The sequence below is a fragment of the Streptomyces sp. Tek67B01 genome (genome assembly GCF_055231995.1).
In genome coordinates, this window is the sequence record NZ_JBUYUY010000001.1 from 1019810 (window position 1) to 1038930 (window position 19121).

The following is a 19121-nucleotide window of genomic DNA, read 5'->3' on the forward strand; positions in this document are numbered from 1 at the left end:
CCGCCATCCGACCCGGCCCTGCCGGGGGAGGCGGGAGGCGCGCCGCGGGTCTCGCGGTGCGGTCCCGAGCCCGATGCGCCGAGCTGACGTACCGAGCCAGACGTACCGGGCCTGACGTACCGAGTCTGGGGTCCCGAGCCCGGGGTACCGAGCATGAGGTGCCCGCGGGCGCCCCCACCGTGTCAGCCGACGCCCCTGGTGCGGAACTGGATGCTGATGCGGGGTCCGACGGCCCGCGTCGATTTGGGCACCGCGTGCTCCATGGTGCGCTGGCAGGAGCCGCCCATCACCACCAGGTCGCCGTGGCCCAAGGGCAGCCGGAGCAGCGTGGGGCCGCCGTCGCGGGGGCGGATCACCAGGTCGCGCGGGTCGCCCACGGAGAGGATGGCGACCATGGTGTCCTCGGTGGCGGAGCGGCCGGTGCGGTCGCCGTGCCAGGCGACGCTGTCGCGGCCGTCGCGGTAGAGGCACAGACCGGCGGTGACGAACTGCTCGCCCAGTTCGTCGGCGTAGTACCGGCTCAGTGTCGTGCGGGCCTCGGCGAGGACGGGGTGCGGGAGCTTCTCCCCGGCGCCGTAGTAGGACAGCAGCCGGGGGACGGCGACCTCGCGTTCGTACATCCGACGCCGCTCGGCGTGCCAGGGCACGTCGGCGGCGAGCCGCTCGAACAACGCGTCGGAGCCGGTCAGCCAGCCGGGCAGGTGGTCGGCCCAGGCGCCGGCCCCCAGGTCGGTGCGGCGCAACCCGGAGAGCGGGCCGAGCCGGATCTCGTCGGTCTGGTCGAAGAGGGACGCCTGGAGCGCGTGCATGCCTCCAGCCTACTCCCGGTACCGAACACCTGCTCGATTTATCAGCGGCCCCGGCGGGGCTTGCCGCGGCCTGCGCCCTTGGCGCCGCCCGATCCGCCGCGCGCGTTCTTGCCCGGCGCCGGCTTGGCCGTCTTGCGGGCTCCTCCGGCCGCCTTGTCGGGGCGCTTGCCCTTCGCCGCCTCGGGAGTGGCGGCCGGGCTCTGCCGGCGGCCCCGCGTGCTGTTGACCGTACGGCCGCGGACGATCCCGATGAACTCCTCCACCAGGTCGGGGGTGGCCTCCGCCTCGGGCCACGACAGCGCGACGCGCGATTCGGGCGCGCCGGTGACGGGCCGGTACGTGAGGTCCCTGCGGTGGTGCAGCCGGGCGAGCGACTGCGGGACGACGAGGACGCCGACCCCTGCCGCGACCAGCTCGATGGCGTCCGCCGTCGTCTCGGGGCGCTCGATCGCGGGCCGGCCCGGGAGGCTCTCCCAGTCCAGGGTGTCGTCCAGTGGATGGAGCACGATCTCGTCGGCGAGGTCCCCGGTGGAGATCTCCTCGACGGCCGCGACGACGTGGTCCTTCGGGATCACGACCACGGTGGTCTCGGTGTACAGGGGGATCGCGCTGAGTTCCGTACGGTCGACCGGCAGCCGGACGAAGCCCGCGTCGGCGCCGCCGGCCCGCAGCACGCCGGGCGCCTCGGCCGGGGACACCGGGACGAGGGTCAGCGGGACGTCGGGCAGTCGCTCGTTCCAGATCCGCACCCATTTGGTGGGCGTCACCCCTGGAACGTAGGCGAGCCGGAACTGGGGAGGTACTTCCGAGCCTGTCACCCGGCCAGATTACCGGCCGTGGTCAGAGGTAGCGCACATGCTCGATACCCTGGGGACATGACGTCGCACAAGACCGCCCAGACCATGAAGCCCGCGACCGCGGCGAAGAAGCTGGGTGTGTACCTCCAGGCCACACCCGCCGAGTTCCAGGAGGGTGTCGTCTCGCGCACCGAGCTGGACGCCCTCCAGGCCGACCCGCCCGCCTGGCTCCAGGAGCTGCGACGCAACGGCCCGCACCCGCGCCCCGTGGTCGCGGCGAAGCTCGGGGTCTCGATCGCCGGTCTCGCCCGCGGCGGGATCACCGAGGCGCTCACCACCGAGCAGATCGACGCGCTCAAGGACGAGGCGCCGGAGTGGCTCGTCAAGGAGCGCGCCACGCAGGCGGAGGTCCGCAAGGAAGCGGTACGGATCAAGGAGAAGCAGGCGGAGCGCGCGGCCAAGGACAACTGACCACGCGCGAGGGCCGCGGCCAGGCATGCGGGAGGGGCCCAGGAGTTGGTCCGGGCCCCTCCCGCATGCCTGGCCGCGCCGCCGTCAGCGGTCGGGGACCGAGGCCGTGATCAGGTCGGCCAGGGCCGACATGCCTCCCTCGGCGAGCGCACGGCGTTGACGGTCGGCCGGAGTGCCCTCGCGCAACAGCCGGTGTGTGAGCGCGCTGACCTCCCGGAGGTCCCCGGACTCCTCCAGTGCCTCGCCGATGTAACCGGTCAGCTGGACCAGCACGTCCCCGGCGCTGCGCGGCTGCCCCCGCGGGTCCACCAGGGTGCTGTTCAGCCCGTGCCGTGCGGCGTACCAGTTCGCGGCCTGTAGGAGCTCGTGCGAGCAGGCGGGCGGCGGGGCGCCCGCCTGCTCCTCGGCGATCGCGGTGGCGACGAGCGCCCGCACGATGCCGGCGAACAGGACGGCGTCGTCCGCCTCCAGTTGGACGTCCAGGCAGCGCACCTCGATCGTCGGGTAGCGGTCCGAGAGCCGCGCCTGCCAGTACAGCTGGCCCCGGTCGGTGATGACCCCCGACTCCAGGAGCGCCCCGATGCGCTTCTCGTAGTCCGCGAGGTCGGTGAAGCAGGGGGGCGGCCCGCTGACGGGCCAGCGGCCGAAGACGATGGTGCGCCAGCTGGCGAAGCCGGTGTCCCGCCCGTCCCACAGCGGCGAGTTCCCGGACATCGCCAGCAGGGTGGGCAGCCAGACGCGAATCCGGTTGAGCACGGCCACCCCCATCTCCCGGCCCGGGACCGCGGCGTGGACGTGCATGCCGCAGATGAGCTGCTCGTCGACCAGCCGCCGGGCCTCCTCCCGCATCCGCAGATAGCGCGGCTTCTGGGTGACCGCGGGCGGCGTGCCGTCCTTGAGGGGCGCGGTGGCGGTCATCGCGACCCGGCACCCCTTGTCCTCCGCCGCGGAGGCCACCGCGTGCCGCAGGCGCAGCAGGTGGCCGCCCACCTCGCCGAGGTCCGTGCAGACGGGCGTGGCCACCTCGATCTGGGCTTGGAGGAGCTCGTCCTGGACCTCCCCCTCGTCCACGAACGACCCGAGGCCGGCCGCGGCGCGCACTTCTTCCGCGAGGGGCATCGGCAGGTGGGTGAGAGGGTCCAGCAGGACGTACTCTTCCTCGACCCCGACAGTGATCATGTCCGTCGGCCGCCCGTCCATTCCGTGATGAATTCCGTCGCTCCGGGTTTGCGGCGGCCATTCGTGGTCAGACGCTTCAAAGTCCGCATTTCCCTTTCGGATGGAGTGGAAGCCATGTCCGGTGACGAGAAGGCGAAGTCCAAGGGCGAGCAGGCCAAGGGCAAGGTCAAGGAAGCAGCGGGCCGCGCCGTCGGCAACGAACGACTTACCGCGGAAGGCCGTGCCGAACAGGCCAAGGGCGATGCCCGGCAGGCCAAGGAGAAGATCAAGGACACGCTCAAGGACTGACTCCTTTGCCGGCTCTTCCCGCTTTTCCCGTGCCTCCCGAGCACCCTCGCGGTGCCGGGAGGCACCTTCCGTTCCCCAGGAGGTCCGATGCCGATCGATGACGCCGAGGGCAAGGCCGCCGGTGGCGCGCAGGACCGGGGAGGCAGCGGTCGGGACGACGGGCGCCACGAGAGCCCCGAACAGCGGGCGGACCGCCAGTGGGGCGAGCTGGTGCAGGAGATCCGCGTGGCCCAGACCGGCGTGCAGATCCTGTTCGGCTTCCTCCTGACGGTGGCCTTCACCCCCGTCTTCCAACATCTCGCACAGACGGACCGGACCATCTATCTGATCACCGTCATCCTCGGTTCGCTGGCCACGGGCGCCCTCATCGGCCCCGTCGCCTTCCATCGGATCGTCTTCCGCCGCCGCATCAAGCCGCAGGCGGTGACCTGGGCCTCGCGGCTCACGATGACGGGCATCGTGCTGCTCCTGATGACCCTGTGCACGGCCCTGCTTCTCATTCTGCGCGTGGCGACACACGACGCGCTCGTCCCGTGGCTGGTGGCGGGTGTGCTGGCCTGGTACCTGCTGTGCTGGTTCGCGCTCCCGATGTGGGTGCGCCACCGGCACACGACGGAGCGCGACTAGCGTCCGTGCCCGGGGCGTCCGGCGCGGACGCCCCGGGGCCACACACCCGACCCGCGCCACTTCGGCGAAGGAACTAGTCCGGGGGCTCTTGGGCGGGCGGCCGTTCACCGGGCGACGGCGTCACGGGGGCGGGCTCGGGCGGTGTCTCGTCGGGCTCGGCGGGCCTCGGGTCGCGGGGCACCGCGCCGGGGCCGGGGGTGGGGCCGGGGCCCTCGGGCTGCGGGGTCTTCGGGTCGTGGCCCGGCGTGTCCGGCCTTGGCGCGTCCGGGTTCCGGCCGGTTTGTAGCGGCTGCGTGGTCCGCTCGTCCATACGGCTCACCTCGGCTTTCCGTCTCGTGCGCGCCACTCGGTGCGGCCCGCGCGTCCCTCCGCTTGCCCTGGGACGCGATCTCCAACCGCATCGGCCGCTGTGGTTCCGACGTTCCGAGTAGACCCGGTTCGAACGGTTTCCGCATGGTTTCGTACGCCGTCGCGTACGTGTCGCTTGGCGGGTGTTGCTCGGGAGGTGTCGCTTGGCGCGCGGCGACGCTTGGTGCGTGCGGGTGGTACGCGAACGGCCCCCGGGCCGCAGGCGGCTTCCGGGGGCCGTGTCGGGGGAAGGGGCTCAGCCGCCCGCCGGCTCCGCGGCCGGGGCGGAGGGGGCGGTCCGGGCCGAGAGCGGGGTGGCGATCTGCTCCAACGAGCGGCCTTCGGCGGCGACGGCGAGGAAGACCGCCACCACCCCGGCCGCCACCATGAGCGTGGCCCCAACGCAGAAGGCGATCACCGCGTCGGACACCACGCCGCTGGAGGTCAGGTCGGCGAAGATCAGAGGGCCGGAGATGCCCCCGGCCGCCGTGCCGACGGCGTAGAAGAAGGCGATCGCCATCGCCCGCGTCTCCATCGGGAAGATCTCGCTCACGGTCAGGTAGGCCGAGCTGGCTCCCGCGGAGGCGAAGAACAGCACCACGCACCAGCAGGCGGTCATGGTCCCCGCGCTCAGGTACCCCGCGCCGAAGAGCCACGCCGTCACGAAGAGCAGCAACCCGGAGAGGATGTACGTGCCTGCGATCATCGGGCGGCGTCCGACGGTGTCGAAGAGCCGGCCCAGCAGCAGCGGTCCGAGGAAGTTCCCGAAGGCGATGACGGCGAAGTAGTAGCCGGTGTGACCGGTCGGGACGTCGAAGAAGCGGACCAGGATGGTGCCGAACCCGAAGGTGATCGCGTTGTACAGGAAGGCCTGGCCGATGAAGAGGGACAGTCCGAGGACGGCCCGCCGCGGATAGGACCGGAAGATCGTCTTGGCGATCTCCCCGAAGCCGGTGCTGCGGCGCTGGGTGACGGTGATGGCGTCGCCCGCCTCCGGCAGGGGCCGGCCCTTCTCCTCCTCCACGCGCCGCTCGACGTCGGTGACGAGTTCCTCGGCCTCGGTCGCCTTGCCGTGGATGAACATCCACCGTGGGCTCTCGGGTACGTGCCGGCGTACGAGGAGGATCACCAGACCGAGGACCACACCGAGGGCGAAGGTCAGTCGCCAGCCCAACCACGTCGGGAACAGGTCGGTGTCCAGGGCGAGGACGGACAGCAGTGCCCCGGCCACCGCGCCGAGCCAGAAGCTGCCGTTGATGACGAGGTCGACGCGGCCGCGGTACTTGCCGGGGATCAGCTCGTCGATCGCCGAGTTGATCGCGGCGTACTCCCCGCCGATGCCGAAGCCGGTGAGGAACCGGAAGACGAAGAACCACCACGAGGAGTAGGAGAACGCGGTCAGCGCGGTCGCCGCCAGGTAGACGCCGAGCGTGACGAGGAACAACTTCTTGCGCCCGAAGAGGTCGGTCAGCCGGCCGAAGACCAGGGCGCCGGAACACGCTCCCGCCACGTACAACGCGGCTGCCATCCCGGTGACTTGGGCGCCCGTGATGGCGAGCCCACTGCCGTGTTCGGAGAGTCGGCCGGCGATGTTGCCGACGATGGTGACTTCCAGACCGTCCAGGATCCACACGGTTCCCAGCCCGATCACGATCATCCAGTGCCATCGGGACCAGGGGAGCCGGTCCAGCCGCGCGGGGACCTTGGTCGTGACGGTCCCTTGTTCCACAAGATCAGCCATGCCACGGCGTGTGCCCTGCGCGTCCGACTGTAAACGCGCCGTAAGGCCCGCCCGTTGACCGACCGTGAGGGGTCGGTGGCAGCCTGCTCGGGCGATTCGGGGCACCCGTTCGGGCGACCGAGGGCGTGCGCGGGCCCGTGTCGGGTAGGCGTCGACGGACACCACGTACGGCGACGAGGAGTCTTCCATGAACGTCACCCGAGCACTGAGCGGTGTCCGGCGCCGCGCGGACCACGAGGAGCGGGCCTACGCGGGTGAGGAGGAACGCCCGCTCAAGGGGTACCTCGCGCTGATGGGGGCGTACGGCGCGGGGGTCGCGGGGCTTGTGGCCGCCGCCCGCGCCGCGCGGCGGCCGGTGCCGCGGCTGTCCCCGGTCGACGTTCTGCTGCTCGGCGGCGCCACGCACTGGGTGGCGCACACGTTCGCCAAGGACCCGGTCACCAGCCCGCTGCGGGCCCCCTTCACCCGCTACCGGGGTACGTCGGGGCCGGCCGAGCTGAGCGAGGACGTCCGGGGGTCGGGGACCCGGCACGCGGTGGGCGAGCTGCTGACCTGCCCGTTCTGTCTGGGCCTGTGGGTGACCACGGGATTCGGCGCCGGGTACGTGTTCGCCCCGGCCCTCACCCGCTTCGCGGTCGGTTCGCTGGCGGCGCTGACGGGCGCGGACCTGCTGAACCTGTTGCGCGGCCGGCTCCAGGACGCGGAGTAACGCAGCGGGACGCCTGGAAGCGAGGCGGGCACCCGGTCGCCTCAGAGGGGGAGGTCGTCGGCGTCGGCGCCGCGGATGCGGGCGGACATGTTGGTCTCCATCATCCTGAGGGCCGCGTCGGCGAGGTCCCGGTGCAGGTGCGCCACCGCGTCCCGGACGACGGTGACGTCGATGTGGCGGATGTGCGCGTCCAGCGCCGAGTAGAGCACGCACTGTTCGGTCGCCTGCCCGCAGAGCACCAGGTGGTCCACGTCCAGTTGCCCCAGCAGGTAACCCAGCGGCGTCTCGAAGAAGATCGAGTGGCGTGCCTTGAGCACGAAGAGGGAGTCCTCGTCGGGCAGCAACGGCTTCACGAGGTCGGCGTGCGGGCCGTCGAGGGCGGTTTCCACGATCTCCCCGTGGTGGGAGCGCCATTGCCCGAAGTTGTCGTTGACGTAGATGATCGGGGTGCCACCGCGTCTGGCGCGTTCCAGGAGGTGCTGGATGCGGGGCACGGCCCGGCGGGCGGAGGGCAGGAGCAGGTCCGCGTCGGCGTGCTCGTACCGGTTGATCATGTCGATGACGACGAGTGCGCTTCCTCCCATGCCCTGACCTCCCGTTCGTGCGCCGGCCTCGCGGAGGCATCCTCCGGCCCTCGGCTGCTACCCATCCAATCGCCCCCGATGCCCTCGGCGAGCACGCGTGCCCCGGGGTTTGTCCCGTCCCTGGCGGGTTAGTCGCGAAGCAGGGCGCGACCCGCGCCCCGGCCCCCGCCGGCCGCCCCGTCGCGAACGGAGCCGCGCGCATGAAAGTCTCGGATCACGTGCTGGAACGGCTGCGCGATCGGGGCGTGGAGCACGTCCAAGCGGTGGGGTACGCGAAGTTCTCCGGACGCACGGGTGTCTGCGCCGCGACCTCGGGTCCGGGCGCCATCCACCTGCTCAACGGCCTCTACGACGCGAAGCTCGACCACGTGCCGGTGGTGGCCATCGTCGGGCAGACCGCCAGGACCGCCATGGGCGGCTCCTGTCAGCAAGAGGTGGACCTTCTGGCCCTGTACAAGGACGTGGCCTCGGAGTTCTGCGAGATGGTCACGGTCCCGCAGCAGCTGCCGGGCGTCTTGGACCGCGAGCAGTCGCAGCGGTTGCCCGACGTGCGCTACGCGGACTTCGCCGCCGGGCTGGGACTGGGCGGGGTGCGGGTGGAGGATCCCGAGGGCGTCACGGCCGCCTGGCAGCGGGCGCTGGCGGCCGACCGGCCGTTCGTGATCGATTTCCGGACCGACCCGGCGGTGCCCCCGATCCCGCCGCACGCCACCTGGGAGCAGTTCAAGGCCTCCGCGGCATCGGTGCTGCACTGTGACAGCGACCGCTCCTCCATGGTCAAGCAGGGGCTCAAGGCGAAGGTCCGGGAGTTCCTGCCCGGCCGCGGAAAGGAGTGAGGCGCATGGAGCCGACACTTCAGGACATCCGGCACGGCCGCTTCGAACGGTCGCTGTCGCTGCTCACCTCCGCGGGCGCGCTGGTGACGGCGGCCGAGATCTACCTGGAGCACGACCGGGCGAGCTTCGGCAACCGGATGATGTGGTGGCCGGTCGTCCTCGGGCCGCTGGGGGCGGCCGCGGGGATCGCCGGGTTCTACAGTCCCCGGGCGGCGCGCACCGTGCTCCCGGTGGCGTCCGCCGCGATCTTCGCCAATGGGTTGCAGGGCACGTACCTGCACGTGCGGGGCATCGCCCGTAAGCCCGGCGGCTGGTCCATGGCCCGCTTCAACGTGGAGACGGGCCCTCCGTTGTTCGCGCCGTTGCTGGTCACCATGGTCGGCGGCATGGGGCTGCTGGCGTCCGTCCTGCGACGGGAGCCGTGACCGTGTCCCCGCGCAAGCCGCGTCCCGGCCCGCGGAGGGGTTCCACGCAGCCCCGGACGGTGCCCTCCGGGGAGTCCGGCGGGCGTTTCCCCGGGTTCGACGTGTTCGACCAGGCCGACACCTGGGACGGCGCGACCCGCGCCGTCGTGACGGGACGCCTGACGCTCCAGCCCGACCTGCGGTTCTTCACCCTCGCCGAGGAGGCGACCGCCTCCGCGCTCTTCGACCGGCTCCTCGCCCAGGACGGCCCGCCCGGCGATCCGAAGGTGCCGGTCCTGCAGATGGTCGACTCCCGCTTGGCGGAGGGACAGACCGACGGCTGGCACCACCGGGACATGCCCGAGGACGGCGACGCCTGGCGGGCGTCGCTGCGCGGGCTGGACGTGGAGGCCGCCGAGCGGTACCGGACGGACTCCTTCGCGGGACTGACGCCCGAGCGGCAAGGCGAGCTGGTCGAAGGCGTCCGGGTGACGGCGCGCGAGAAGCCCGGCAAGGAGTGGCACGGGATGCCCGTCGGGCACCTGTGGGACCTGTGGATGCGCTACGCCTGTACGGCCTTCTACGCGCACCCCTGGGCGTGGAACGAGATCGGCTTCGCCGGCCCGGCCTACCCACGCGGGCACTCCCGGCTCGGCGTGGGGCTGCGCGAGCCCTGGGAGCACCCCGACGAGGCGCCCGAGGACCCGGCCGCGCCCGCCGGCGGGGAAGGACGGCCGCGGTGACCGGGCACGGGCCCAAGGGATCGGCCGGAGCGGGCGCCCGCAGGGCCCGGGCCCTGCGGGACACCCTGAGGCTGACCGCCGGCTCGCAGCGGGCGGTCCGGGAACGCAACGCATCGGCTTGGCTGCTGCCCGACGGCGACGCCCGCTTCGACGCCCGCCTAATCCGGGACATGCGCCGGTTCGAGGACTCCGACGAGGTCGATCTCGTCATCGTCGGCTGCGGCGCCGGCGGCGCCACCCTGGCCCAGCGCATGGCACGCGCCGGCTGGTCGGTGGTGTGCCTGGAGGCGGGCCCGTTCTGGGACCCCGACCGGCACTGGGTCAGCGACGAGGCCGGGTCCCACCACCTCTACTGGACCGAGCCGCGGGTCCTGTCCGGAACCGACCCCGTACCGCTGGGCTCCAACAACTCCGGTCGGGGGGTGGGCGGTTCCACGGTGCACTTCGCCGGGTTCGTGCCGCGACTGCACCCGTCGGACTTCTCCATGCTCACCGACGACGGGATCGGCGCCGACTGGCCGATGTCATACGAGGACCTGCGCCCGTTCTACGAGCGGATCGAGCAGGAATTGCCCGTCGCGGGCCAGTACTGGCCCTGGGGCGACCCGCACCCCTACCCGCACGCCCCGCACCCTGTCGGGGGCAACGGCGAGATCTTCCTGCGGGGCGCGGCGGCCCTCGGCGTCGAGGCCCGGGTCGGTCCGGTGGCCATCACCAACGGCCGCTTCGGGAACCGTCCGCACTGCGTCTACCGCGGCTTCTGCCTCCAGGGCTGCAAGGTCGACGCCAAGGCTTCCACCCTGATCACGCACGTTCCGGACGCGCTCGCGCACGGCGCGGAGATCCGTACGCACTGCATGGCGACGGCCGTGGTGACGGACGACGAGGGGCGCCTCGCCACGGGCGTGCGGTACCTGCGCGACGGCCGCGAGCACCTCCAGCGGGCCCGTACGGTGGCGGTCGCGGGGTACGCGATCGAGACGCCCCGACTGTTGCTGAACTCCGCCAACCGCCGCTTCCCCGACGGGCTGTGCAACGACCACGACCTGGTCGGCCGGTACGTGATGGTGCAGGGCGCGCCGCAGACCGCGGGCCGTTTCACGGAGGAGATCCGCGCGTACAAGGCGCCGCCGCCCGAGGTCTCCACGGAGGAGTTCTACGAGAGCGACCCCAGCCGCCCGTACCGGCGGGGGTACGCGATCCAGACGGTCTCCCCCCTGCCCGTCACCTGGGCCGAGCACGTGGCCGCCCAGGGCCACTGGGGCCGCGACCTGCGCCGCTACATGCAGGACTACATCCACTGGGCGACGCTGGGCGCGCTCTGCGAGTTCCTGCCACAGGCCACGAACCGGGTGACGCTCAGCGGCCGGCGGGACCGTTACGGGTTGACCGTCGCCGAGTTCTCACACAGCCTCTGCGACAACGACCGGGCGCTGGTGCGCGCCGCCCGCACCACGATGGAGGAGATCCTCCGTGCGGCCGGTGCGACGGAGGTGATCACCATCGAGCGGTTCGCCCATCTGGTCGGCGGCTGCCGGATGGGCGACGACGCCCGGCACGGGGTCGTGGACGCGTCCCTGCGTTCATTCGCGATCCCGAACCTGCTGGTCACCGACGGCAGCGTGCTGCCCACACAGGGCTCGGCGAACCCGGCGCTGACCATCATGGCGCTGGTCGACCGCGCCGCCTCGCGGCTGGCCGCCGGCGCCAGGAGCGGCCTGCGCGCCCCGCTCCCCGCCGAAGGAGGCGGGCGGTGAACGTACGCGGTGACGCGGTGGTGGAGCGGCCGGAGGGCCCGGGCCGTACGTACGGGGCCGCCGCCACCGCCGACGTCGTCCGCGGGCCCCTGCGCGAACCGGTGCTCGGACACCACACGCGCGCCGACCGGGCGGGCTGAGGCGGCCGTCGTGGTCCCCCGGTCCGATCCCCCGCCGCCCCGGTCGCTGCGTGACTACGCCCTCCTCGCCGACGGCGAGCGCGGGGCCCTGGTCGGACCGGAGGGCGACCTGGTCTGGTTGTGCGTGCCGCGCTGGGACAGCGACGCGGTGTTCGCGGCGCTGATCGGCGGCCCGGGCTGGTACCGGATCGCACCGGAGGGGCCTGGTGTCCGCGGTGGCTGGTACGAGGAGGGATCGCTGATCTGGCGCGGACGCTGGACCGGGCGGACGGGTACCGCCGAGTGCCGACAGGCGTTGGCCTACCCGGCCGACCCCCACCGCGCGGTGGTGCTCCGGCAGGTGCGGGCGGTGGAGGGCCCGGCCCGTGTTGCGGTGTCCTTGCAGCTGTCGGCGGGGTTCGGGCAGACGCCCGTACGGGAGCTGCGGCGCGCGGAGGACGGCAGCTGGACGGCGCGGGCCGGCGGGCTGCACCTGCGCTGGTCGGGGGCGCCCGGGACACGGGTCGAGGAGGAGGCCGGCGGGCCGCTGCTGACGGCCGGGCTGCGGCTGGAGGAGGGCGGCGTCCACGATCTGGTCCTGGAGTGCTCCGACCGCCCGCTCGGCCCGCCCGAAGCCGCCCGGCGGCTGTGGCGGGCCACCGAGGAGCACTGGCGCGAGCGGGTCCCGGGCCGCTTGGACGGCGCTCTCGGGGCCCGGGACGCCCGCCTCGCCTACGCCGTGATGCGCGGGATGACCGGCACGGACGGCGGGACGGTGGCCGCGGTCACCACCAGCCTGCCCGAAGGGGCCGAACAGGGCCGCAACTACGACTACCGGTACGTGTGGATCCGGGACCTGTGTTACGTCGGGCAGGCCGTCGCCGCGGCGGGACACCACCGCCTGCTGGACGACACGGTGCGGTTCCTGACCGCGCGGCTGCTGGACCACGGCGCCCGGCTGCGCCCGGCCTACACCGCCGCGGGAGGACCGGTCCCGGGCATGCGACGGCTGGACCTGCCGGGCTACCCGGGCGGGTACGACGTCGTCGGCAACCGGGTCAACCGGCAGTTCCAGCTCGACGCGTTCGGTGAGGCCCTGCTGCTCCTGGCCGCGGCCGCCCGGCACGACGCGCTGGACGGCGACGGGCTGCGGGCGGTGCGGATCGCCGCGGACGCGATCGCCGAACGGCACATGCGTCCCGACGCCGGGATCTGGGAACTGGAGGACGCCCACTGGACCCACAGTCGCCTCATCTGCGCCGCCGGACTGCGCGCCGCCGCCGCCGATTGCGCGGCCGGCGCCGGTCAGGCGGCCCGCTGGGCGGCCCTCGCCGACCACATCGTGGCCCGGACCGCCGCGGAGGGCCTGCACCCGACGGGCCGTTGGCAGCGCTCCCCCGACGACCCGGGCTGTGACGCCGCGTTGCTGCTGCCGGCGCTGCGCGGGGCCCTGCCGGGCGGCGACCCGCGCAGCCGGGCGACGGTGCGGGCGGTGGCCGAAGAACTCGGCCGGGACCACTACCTCTACCGGTTCCGGCACGACGACCGTCCGCTCCAGGACGCGGAGGGCGCGTTTTTGCTGTGCGGGTTCCTGATGGCGCTGTCGGAGCACCAGCAGGGGCGGCCGGTGGAGGCCGTGCGCTGGTTCGAGCGCAACCGCGCGGCCTGCGGGCCTCCCGGCCTGTACGCGGAGGAGTTCGACGTCGTGCGCCAGGACCTGCGGGGCAACCTGCCACAGGCCTTCGTGCACGCGCTGCTGCTGGAGTCGGCGGTGCGGCTCGCCGGGCCGTCCGGCGGCGGGCTCGGGGAGGCTCGGGGATGAGCTCAGGGAGGCTCGGGGATGAGCTCAGGGAGGCTCGGGGATGAAGGGGAGGTACTCCTCCTCCTCTTCCTCGCCGGTCGGGATGGCGACGTAGCTCGCCTCGGGGAGCTCGTTCCACACGCCGGGCAGGTCGCCGAGGGGTTCGGAGACCACCAGGCGGGTGTCGTCCGAGACCTGTCGCAGATAGGGCAGCTCCGGGTAGAGCTCGCGCACGGTGTCGGCCCTGCTGCTGTAGAAGAGCGAGCGGGACTTGCGCCCGCTGGAGTAGCGGAACGCCCACATCTTGTGTCCGTCGCTGACGGCGACGGTCATCTGGAGCGGGTCGTCGACCCCGTGCTCCTTGCCGAGGCGTTCGACCAGGCCGGCCATCCGGGCCACCGCGCCGGGCACGTCCTGGTCGAGACCGAAGGTGACGGCCAGGTAGAACATGACCTCGGAGTCGGTCGAGCCCTCGATGGAGGGGAAGAGGGCCGGGTCGACGGCCATGCACAGGTCCCGCTGGAGCCGGTGGAAGTCGGTGATCGCCCCGTTGTGCATCCACAGCCACCGGCCGTGCCGGAAGGGATGACAGTTGGTCTGCTGAATGGCGGATCCCGTCGAGGCCCGGACGTGGGCGAAGAAGAGCCGCGAGCTGACGTGGGCCGCCAACTCGCGCAGGTTCCGGTTGTTCCAGGCCGGCCCGATGTCACGGAACACCGCCGGGGTGCCGTCGCCGTGCTCGCTGTACCAGCCGATCCCGAAGCCGTCGCCGTTGGTCGTCTCGACGCCCAGCCTGGAGTGCAGGCTCTGGTTGATCAGCGAGTGCTCGGGACGGTACAGGACGGTGTCGAGCAGGACCGGCGATCCCGAGTACGCGAGCCAGCGGCACATCGGCGGCACCCCTTTCAGCACATGGTTCGAGCCTAACGCGGCGGACGGCGGCGGGCCCGGCGGTCACAGGGGTGTCCGCAGCGCGCTCGCGCCCTGCCGCCACCGCTCCAGCAGCAGCTCCCCGAGGCGGTCCTCCAGCAGGACGGTGGCGTCGGCGCCGAAGGCGATGTCGCCCTCCAGTTCGGGTTCGTCCTCCAGCAGACCGGCGATGACCTCGCGGCGCACCAGTTGCTCGTGGACGGCGTCGGCCTCGACGTGCTCGTCGTAGAAGTGCTCGGCGGCGGGGCCCGCCTCCAGGCGGCGCATGGCCGCCGCCAGCCGGCGGGAGCCGGGCGAGGAGGTGACCTCGACACAGGCGAAGTGGCCGACGAGCGCTCCGCGCAGCGCCCGGTGCAGCCCGAACAGGGACATGAGGTTCACGATCGCGAGGGCTTCGGCCGGCGCCGCGTCGAGATAGTGGCCGTAGTCGGTGTTCAGGCGCAGGTCCGCCATCAGACGGGCGAACAGCTCGGCGTGCACCCGGTCGGCGTGGCCGGCGCCGAACTCGTCGTACTCGATGGCGACCATGGCGGCCTTCGCCCGGCCGCGAAGGCGCGGGACGACCCATATGTGGGGGTCGGCCTCCTTGAGGTGGTACAGCGAACGCAGGGCGGCGTACTCGCGCACGTGCCGCAGTTCCCCGTCGCGCTCCAGGTACCCGCTGACGCTCCCCGAGTGGTCGACCGGCTCCAGCAGCAGCTCTCCGAAGACCTGGTCGACGGTGCGGCCGGCGGGGGCGTCGGCGCGCAGGGCGGTGAGGAAGCGCTGCTCCAGGGCGCGCCGCAGCTCCAGGAGGCCCGGGTCCCACTCCCGGCTGTCGGCGACGCCTTCGAAGCCCCGGTAGTGCAGCTCGTAGAGCTGGTAGAGGGCCAGGTGCAGGTCGTCACCGTACGGGTCCGCGGTGTGGGCGGCGGCGGGGTCCGGGGGCGGGCCCGCCGGGTCGCGCAGGGCCTCGGCCACCGCGGCCGAGAGGGGGCCGCGCGGGAGGGGGAGGCGGGGGGCGGTGGACGTGTGGGCGCGGGTGGTGCTCGCCGTCACTGGTTGATCCTCCTCAGGTGCCGGTGGGCGTCGCGGGGTGCGGGGGCGGTGGGCGCGACGGCGCGGATGACGACCAGTTCCTCGGTCGTCTCCTGCGGTCCCAGCAGTCCCCGCTCGCGCAGCCACGGGAGCCGGGAGCGCAGTACCGGGCCGAAGGGGATGCGGGTCCGGTCGACGACCTCGGCCCGCATCCCGGCGGCGGTCAGTCGCTCCAGCGTCGTCTCGGTGCCGCACAGGGCCGAGTGGACGATCAGCAGGGTGCCGTGCGGTTTCAGGAGGCCTGGGGCTGTGGCGCAGATGCGGTCCACGATCTGGCGCCCGTCGTGGCCCGCGTCCCAGGCCCGGGCGGGCCCCCGGGTGGGAAGGTCCGGGTCCGGGGCGGGCACGTAGGGCGGGTTGCTGACGACGAGGTCGAAGGGGCCGAGACTCTCGGCGGTCGCCACGCTCCCCCGGCGTACGGTGATCGGCTGCCGCATCCGCAGGGCGTTGATGCGTACGGTCAGGGCCGCGCGCCAGGAGACGTCCACCGCCGTCACCCGGGCCCCTCGGCGCGCCGCGTACAGGGCCAGTGCCCCGCTGCCGGCGCCGATGTCCAGCACGTCCATGCCCGGTGCGACCTCGTCCCGTACGGCCTCGGCGAGGAGGCAGGTGTCCTCCTGGGGGGCGTAGACCCCTGGAAGGGTCCACAGGCGGGCGAATTCGTGACGCGCCTTGGGGAATCCGAGGCTCAGCGACATCCAGCACCTCCGTTGTCGGTCGGTCAACGGGCGGCTACCCCGTCCCGGGCACACCACACGTGCCCGTCAGGTGTGCGGCCGCTTGAGATGGGGAGGGGCGGAGAGCAGAGTCCACTTCTTCCACGGAGGCAAGACCATGCGCGCATTGACCTGGCAGGGCACGCGGGACGTGCGGGTGGAGACCGTTCCGGATCCCGGGATCAAGGACCCGACGGACATCGTCGTCAAGGTGACGTCCACCGGTATCTGCGGCTCCGATCTGCACCTGTACGGGGTCCTCGGGCCGTTCCTGGAACCCGGGGACATCCTCGGCCACGAGGCGATGGGGGTGGTCGAGGAAGTGGGCGCGGACGTGACGACGCTGCGGCGCGGGGACCGGGTGGTCGTCCCGTTCAACGTGTCCTGCGGCGACTGCTTCATGTGCGACCAGGGCCTGCACTCGCAGTGCGAGACGACGCAGGTGCGCGAGTACGACAAGGGCGCCTCGCTGTTCGGCTACACCAAGCTCTACGGGCAGGTGCCCGGCGGACAGGCCGAGTACGTGCGGGTGCCGTTCGGTGACCGCCTGCCCGTCAAGGTGCCCGAAGGACCGCCGGACGAGCGTTTCGTGTACCTGTCCGACGTCCTGCCGACCGCCTGGCAGGCGGTGCGGTACGCCGCCGTCCCGCCGGGCGGCAGCGTCGCCGTCCTCGGTCTCGGGCCGATCGGGCAGATGGCCGCCCGGATCGCCCTGCACCTGGGGGCGGAGCTGGTCATCGGTGTGGACCTGGTGCCGGCCCGGCTGGAGCGGGCCAAGGGCTTCGGGGTCCACACTCTGGACCTGAAGGAGCACGGCAAGCACTTGGTGGGGGCCGTCCGCGACCTGACGCACGGCCGTGGCCCGGATTCCGTCATCGACGCGGTGGGCATGGAGGCCCACGGAGCCCCGCTGGCCGCCGCCGCCCAGCGCTTCACGGGGCTGCTGCCGGACGCAGTGGCCAGGCCGCTGATGGAACGCGCCGGAGTGGACCGGCTGAGCGCCCTGCACACCGCGATCGACCTGGTCCGGCGGGGTGGCACCGTGTCCGTGTCCGGTGTCTACGGCGGCGCGGCCGACCCGATGCCGCTGCTGACCATGTTCGACAAGCAGATCCAGCTGCGGATGGGGCAGGCCAATGTCCGCGCCTGGGTGAACGACATCCTGCCGCTCCTGGAGGACTCCGACCCGCTGGGCGTCGAGGGCTTCGCCACCCACACCATGGAACTCGAGGAAGCGCCCCGGGCCTACGCCATGTTCCAGGCCAAGGAAGACGGCATGATCAAGACCCTGCTGAAGCCCTGAGCCGCCCATGCCGAAACCCTGGGCGGCGCAATGCCGTTCAGGGCTTCGGGACGTCCGCGGGGGGGGCGGCCGGTCCTTGCTACGGGGCGAGGGGGGCGGTGGCCATTCCCGCGCTCTCGCGCAGACCTTCGAGGAACTCCTCGACCGCCTCCACCGCGGTGTGGCGCGGCTCCCAGCCGAGCTCGGCGCGGGCCCGGGCGCTGTCCAGCAGCGGGAGTCGCAGCACGGCGTCGAACAGGTCGGGCGACGCGGGCACCGCGCGCAGCCGCCAGGCGGCGGAGAGCACGGCCCGCACCGGCGCGGCAGGCATCCGCACGGTCCGGGCCTTGAGGATCTCGGCGAGCCGTGCCGCGTCGAGCGGCGGGTCGCAGGCGAGGTTGAAGGCACCCCGTACGGGCCGGGTGACCGCGGCGGCGTAGGCGGCCGCCGCGTCGTCGGTGTGCAGCGCCTGCACGCGCAGTCCGGGCAGGTCGGGGACGAGCGGGATCAGGCCGGGGCGCACCAGCCGGCCGGGCAGCAGCCTGCCCGCGAAGATCCGGCGCTGTTCGGAGGCGGCCTCGCGCTTGAAGAGGAACGCGGGGCGCATCCGTACGACGCGGATGTCGGGGTGGACGCTCTCGTAGGTGTCCAGGACCCGCTCCAGGTACGACTTCTCCCGGGTGTAGGCGGCCTGCGGCCACCCGTGGGTGGGCCAGGTCTCGTCCACGGCACGGTCCTTGGGGCCGGGCGAGTACGCGCCGACCGAGGAGGCGTGGACGAGCGCGGGAACGCCGGCGGCGGCCACGGCGTCGAACACGCGGATGCTGCCGAGGACGTTGGTGCGCCAGGTCTCGGCCGGATCGTGCGTGGGCTGGAACTTCCAGGCCAGGTGGACCACCGCGTCGGCGCCCTCGAAGAGGGGGACGAGGTCCGCGCCGCCGGGTTCGATGTTCACCGCGCGCCACTCGCTCGCGCCCGGCCGCCAGTCGGGGAGTCTGCGCGCGAGGCCGAGGACGGAGCCCACGGCGGGGTCGTCCACGAGGGCCCGCACCACGCTGGTGCCGACGTTGCCGGTGGCGCCGACGACCACGACGCGCAGACCGCCGCCCGCCGTGCCCGACCCTGCCGAGGGTGTCGCGGTCATGCCGGTCCCCTTCCCGCGGCGGACCGCGTCCCGGAGGACGGTGGCGTCTTTGCCTCCCGGCCTTCCTCGACCCGGGCGAACGGGCTGTCGTCGAGCCGGGCGAGCAGCTCGGCCGGGTCCTGGTACACCGCGCGGGCCCCGGCCTCTTCGAGGTCGCCGCGCGCGATGCCGCCGCACAGCAGGCCGACGCAGGTGACGTCGGCCCGGGTCGCGGCCTTCATGTCCCACACGCTGTCGCCGACGAACACGGCGGCGTGGGCGGGGGCGTCGGCGAGGTCGAGTGCGTGGTGCACCGGGTCGGGCGCCGGCTTGCCCTCGCTGACGTCGTCGGAGCTGGCGGTGGCGGTGATGGCGTCGTCGGCGCCGATCGCCCGCCGCAGCGCCTCCAGTTCGTTGCTTCCGGCCGAGGTGACCAGCACCACCCGCCAGCCGCGTCCGTCGAGGGCGCGCAGCAGCTCGGCGGCGGAGTCGAAGGCCGGCAGCCGGTCGAAGTAGGTGCCGTAGAGGGTGTCGTGGGCTGCCTTCAACGCGTCGTCCTGGTCGGTGTCGCGGCCGTCGCCGAGCAGGTGGGCGATCAGGTCCTCCCCGGGGAGGCCGATCGCGTGGTGGATGGCGTGCATCGGCACGTCGTGGCCGGCTTGGCGCAGGGCTTCCCACCAGGCCGTCACGTGCAGATGGTTGGTGTCGGCGAGGGTGCCGTCGACATCGAACAAGGCGGCGCGGTTCATGTGGTTCCTCCCGTACGGCCGGCGGGGCGGC

22 protein-coding genes and 1 pseudogene are annotated in these 19121 nt (G+C 72.9%); 12 read left to right on the top strand and 11 right to left on the bottom strand.

Annotation, left to right across the window (positions count from 1 at the left end):
• Window positions 1-182 precede the first annotated feature (182 nt).
• On the bottom strand, window positions 183-809 hold the full coding sequence (locus ACV7NM_RS04895) for an alpha-ketoglutarate-dependent dioxygenase AlkB (protein ID WP_463409088.1): 627 nt from the start codon (window positions 807-809) through the stop codon (window positions 183-185).
• A gap of 41 nt (window positions 810-850) precedes the next feature.
• Complete coding sequence (locus ACV7NM_RS04900; RefSeq protein ID WP_463409089.1) at window positions 851-1627, bottom strand: LysR substrate-binding domain-containing protein; 777 nt, start codon at window positions 1625-1627, stop codon at window positions 851-853.
• A gap of 57 nt (window positions 1628-1684) precedes the next feature.
• Between ACV7NM_RS04900 and ACV7NM_RS04905 the strand changes: the two genes are divergently transcribed.
• Window positions 1685-2077, top strand: coding sequence for a DUF5997 family protein (locus tag ACV7NM_RS04905; RefSeq protein WP_463409090.1), 393 nt, complete (start codon window positions 1685-1687; stop codon window positions 2075-2077).
• 84 nt (window positions 2078-2161) lie between these two features.
• Here ACV7NM_RS04905 and ACV7NM_RS04910 read toward each other — a convergent pair whose 3' ends face one another.
• Window positions 2162-3256, bottom strand: a complete 1095-nt coding sequence (locus tag ACV7NM_RS04910; RefSeq protein ID WP_463409091.1) for a carboxylate-amine ligase — start codon at window positions 3254-3256, stop codon at window positions 2162-2164.
• A gap of 114 nt (window positions 3257-3370) precedes the next feature.
• On the opposite strand from ACV7NM_RS04910, the gene ACV7NM_RS04915 reads away from it, so the two are divergent.
• Window positions 3371-3544, top strand: a complete 174-nt coding sequence (locus tag ACV7NM_RS04915; RefSeq protein ID WP_136212348.1) for a CsbD family protein — start codon at window positions 3371-3373, stop codon at window positions 3542-3544.
• Between the two features lie 87 nt (window positions 3545-3631).
• Window positions 3632-4171, top strand: a complete 540-nt coding sequence (locus tag ACV7NM_RS04920; RefSeq protein ID WP_463409092.1) for a DUF6328 family protein — start codon at window positions 3632-3634, stop codon at window positions 4169-4171.
• A gap of 73 nt (window positions 4172-4244) precedes the next feature.
• On the opposite strand, the gene ACV7NM_RS04925 is transcribed toward ACV7NM_RS04920, so the two are convergent.
• A complete protein-coding gene (locus ACV7NM_RS04925; RefSeq protein ID WP_463409093.1) occupies window positions 4245-4481 on the bottom strand; it encodes a hypothetical protein in 237 nt (78 codons plus the stop codon).
• Between the two features lie 294 nt (window positions 4482-4775).
• A complete protein-coding gene (locus ACV7NM_RS04930; protein ID WP_463409094.1) occupies window positions 4776-6260 on the bottom strand; it encodes an MFS transporter in 1485 nt (494 codons plus the stop codon).
• A gap of 187 nt (window positions 6261-6447) precedes the next feature.
• On the opposite strand from ACV7NM_RS04930, the gene ACV7NM_RS04935 reads away from it, so the two are divergent.
• The gene (locus ACV7NM_RS04935; protein WP_463409095.1) at window positions 6448-6969 is read left to right on the top strand and encodes a DUF1360 domain-containing protein; all 522 of its coding nucleotides are present in this window, start codon (window positions 6448-6450) and stop codon (window positions 6967-6969) included.
• A gap of 41 nt (window positions 6970-7010) precedes the next feature.
• Here the strand turns inward: ACV7NM_RS04935 and ACV7NM_RS04940 are convergent, their stop codons facing one another.
• The gene (locus ACV7NM_RS04940; RefSeq protein WP_463409096.1) at window positions 7011-7553 is read right to left on the bottom strand and encodes a cysteine hydrolase family protein; all 543 of its coding nucleotides are present in this window, start codon (window positions 7551-7553) and stop codon (window positions 7011-7013) included.
• A gap of 200 nt (window positions 7554-7753) precedes the next feature.
• On the opposite strand from ACV7NM_RS04940, the pseudogene ACV7NM_RS04945 reads away from it, so the two are divergent.
• The 7 genes and pseudogenes from ACV7NM_RS04945 to ACV7NM_RS04975 all read left to right on the top strand — a co-directional run.
• Window positions 7754-8077, top strand: a pseudogene (locus tag ACV7NM_RS04945) (thiamine pyrophosphate-binding protein); the annotation flags it as partial.
• Between the two features lie 24 nt (window positions 8078-8101).
• Window positions 8102-8389: a hypothetical protein gene (locus tag ACV7NM_RS04950; RefSeq protein WP_463413831.1), complete on the top strand. Its 288-nt coding sequence runs from the start codon at window positions 8102-8104 to the stop codon at window positions 8387-8389.
• A gap of 5 nt (window positions 8390-8394) precedes the next feature.
• Window positions 8395-8814 (top strand): hypothetical protein, encoded by a 420-nt coding sequence (locus tag ACV7NM_RS04955; protein WP_463409097.1) that lies wholly within the window; start codon window positions 8395-8397, stop codon window positions 8812-8814.
• Window positions 8815-8816: 2 nt separating this feature from the next.
• Window positions 8817-9536 carry a gluconate 2-dehydrogenase subunit 3 family protein gene (locus ACV7NM_RS04960; RefSeq protein ID WP_463409098.1) on the top strand — a complete coding sequence of 240 codons (720 nt, stop codon included), beginning with the start codon at window positions 8817-8819 and terminating at the stop codon, window positions 9534-9536.
• On the top strand, window positions 9533-11293 hold the full coding sequence (locus ACV7NM_RS04965; protein ID WP_463409099.1) for a GMC family oxidoreductase: 1761 nt from the start codon (window positions 9533-9535) through the stop codon (window positions 11291-11293). The genes ACV7NM_RS04960 and ACV7NM_RS04965 overlap by 4 nt, the downstream gene beginning before the upstream one ends.
• Window positions 11290-11433, top strand: a complete 144-nt coding sequence (locus tag ACV7NM_RS04970; RefSeq protein WP_463409100.1) for a hypothetical protein — start codon at window positions 11290-11292, stop codon at window positions 11431-11433. The genes ACV7NM_RS04965 and ACV7NM_RS04970 overlap by 4 nt, the downstream gene beginning before the upstream one ends.
• 10 nt (window positions 11434-11443) lie before the next feature.
• Window positions 11444-13234, top strand: a complete 1791-nt coding sequence (locus ACV7NM_RS04975) for a glycoside hydrolase family 15 protein (RefSeq protein ID WP_463409101.1) — start codon at window positions 11444-11446, stop codon at window positions 13232-13234.
• Between the two features lie 24 nt (window positions 13235-13258).
• Here the strand turns inward: ACV7NM_RS04975 and ACV7NM_RS04980 are convergent, their stop codons facing one another.
• The 3 genes from ACV7NM_RS04980 to ACV7NM_RS04990 form a co-directional block, all read right to left on the bottom strand.
• Window positions 13259-14104: a class II glutamine amidotransferase gene (locus tag ACV7NM_RS04980; RefSeq protein WP_463409102.1), complete on the bottom strand. Its 846-nt coding sequence runs from the start codon at window positions 14102-14104 to the stop codon at window positions 13259-13261.
• A gap of 63 nt (window positions 14105-14167) precedes the next feature.
• Window positions 14168-15181, bottom strand: coding sequence for an iron-containing redox enzyme family protein (locus tag ACV7NM_RS04985; RefSeq protein ID WP_463409103.1), 1014 nt, complete (start codon window positions 15179-15181; stop codon window positions 14168-14170).
• Window positions 15178-15918 carry a HemK2/MTQ2 family protein methyltransferase gene (locus ACV7NM_RS04990; RefSeq protein ID WP_463409104.1) on the bottom strand — a complete coding sequence of 247 codons (741 nt, stop codon included), beginning with the start codon at window positions 15916-15918 and terminating at the stop codon, window positions 15178-15180. Before ACV7NM_RS04990 ends, ACV7NM_RS04985 begins: the two co-directional genes overlap by 4 nt.
• Before the next feature lie 136 nt (window positions 15919-16054).
• Between ACV7NM_RS04990 and ACV7NM_RS04995 the strand changes: the two genes are divergently transcribed.
• The gene (locus ACV7NM_RS04995; RefSeq protein ID WP_463409105.1) at window positions 16055-17239 is read left to right on the top strand and encodes a zinc-dependent alcohol dehydrogenase; all 1185 of its coding nucleotides are present in this window, start codon (window positions 16055-16057) and stop codon (window positions 17237-17239) included.
• Between the two features lie 79 nt (window positions 17240-17318).
• Here ACV7NM_RS04995 and ACV7NM_RS05000 read toward each other — a convergent pair whose 3' ends face one another.
• Together ACV7NM_RS05000 and ACV7NM_RS05005 are read right to left on the bottom strand one after the other, a co-directional pair.
• Complete coding sequence (locus tag ACV7NM_RS05000) at window positions 17319-18362, bottom strand: NAD-dependent epimerase/dehydratase family protein (RefSeq protein WP_463409106.1); 1044 nt, start codon at window positions 18360-18362, stop codon at window positions 17319-17321.
• The gene (locus ACV7NM_RS05005; protein WP_463409107.1) at window positions 18359-19090 is read right to left on the bottom strand and encodes an HAD family hydrolase; all 732 of its coding nucleotides are present in this window, start codon (window positions 19088-19090) and stop codon (window positions 18359-18361) included. The genes ACV7NM_RS05000 and ACV7NM_RS05005 overlap by 4 nt, the downstream gene beginning before the upstream one ends.
• Between the last annotated feature and the right edge of the window lie 31 nt (window positions 19091-19121).

What these genes read in the sequence shown, in the direction of transcription:
- ACV7NM_RS04895 (WP_463409088.1), bottom strand. Translation starts at nt 809, where the DNA reads ATGCACGCGCTCCAGGCGTCCCTCTTCGACCAGACCGACGAGATCCGG.
- ACV7NM_RS04905 (WP_463409090.1), top strand. Translation starts at nt 1,685, where the DNA reads ATGACGTCGCACAAGACCGCCCAGACCATGAAGCCCGCGACCGCGGCG.
- ACV7NM_RS04910 (WP_463409091.1), bottom strand. Translation starts at nt 3,256, where the DNA reads ATGATCACTGTCGGGGTCGAGGAAGAGTACGTCCTGCTGGACCCTCTC.
- ACV7NM_RS04915 (WP_136212348.1), top strand. Translation starts at nt 3,371, where the DNA reads ATGTCCGGTGACGAGAAGGCGAAGTCCAAGGGCGAGCAGGCCAAGGGC.
- ACV7NM_RS04920 (WP_463409092.1), top strand. Translation starts at nt 3,632, where the DNA reads ATGCCGATCGATGACGCCGAGGGCAAGGCCGCCGGTGGCGCGCAGGAC.
- ACV7NM_RS04925 (WP_463409093.1), bottom strand. Translation starts at nt 4,481, where the DNA reads ATGGACGAGCGGACCACGCAGCCGCTACAAACCGGCCGGAACCCGGAC.
- ACV7NM_RS04930 (WP_463409094.1), bottom strand. Translation starts at nt 6,260, where the DNA reads ATGGCTGATCTTGTGGAACAAGGGACCGTCACGACCAAGGTCCCCGCG.
- ACV7NM_RS04935 (WP_463409095.1), top strand. Translation starts at nt 6,448, where the DNA reads ATGAACGTCACCCGAGCACTGAGCGGTGTCCGGCGCCGCGCGGACCAC.
- ACV7NM_RS04940 (WP_463409096.1), bottom strand. Translation starts at nt 7,553, where the DNA reads ATGGGAGGAAGCGCACTCGTCGTCATCGACATGATCAACCGGTACGAG.
- ACV7NM_RS04955 (WP_463409097.1), top strand. Translation starts at nt 8,395, where the DNA reads ATGGAGCCGACACTTCAGGACATCCGGCACGGCCGCTTCGAACGGTCG.
- ACV7NM_RS04980 (WP_463409102.1), bottom strand. Translation starts at nt 14,104, where the DNA reads ATGTGCCGCTGGCTCGCGTACTCGGGATCGCCGGTCCTGCTCGACACC.
- ACV7NM_RS04990 (WP_463409104.1), bottom strand. Translation starts at nt 15,918, where the DNA reads ATGTCGCTGAGCCTCGGATTCCCCAAGGCGCGTCACGAATTCGCCCGC.
- ACV7NM_RS04995 (WP_463409105.1), top strand. Translation starts at nt 16,055, where the DNA reads ATGCGCGCATTGACCTGGCAGGGCACGCGGGACGTGCGGGTGGAGACC.
- ACV7NM_RS05000 (WP_463409106.1), bottom strand. Translation starts at nt 18,362, where the DNA reads ATGACCGCGACACCCTCGGCAGGGTCGGGCACGGCGGGCGGCGGTCTG.
- ACV7NM_RS05005 (WP_463409107.1), bottom strand. Translation starts at nt 19,090, where the DNA reads ATGAACCGCGCCGCCTTGTTCGATGTCGACGGCACCCTCGCCGACACC.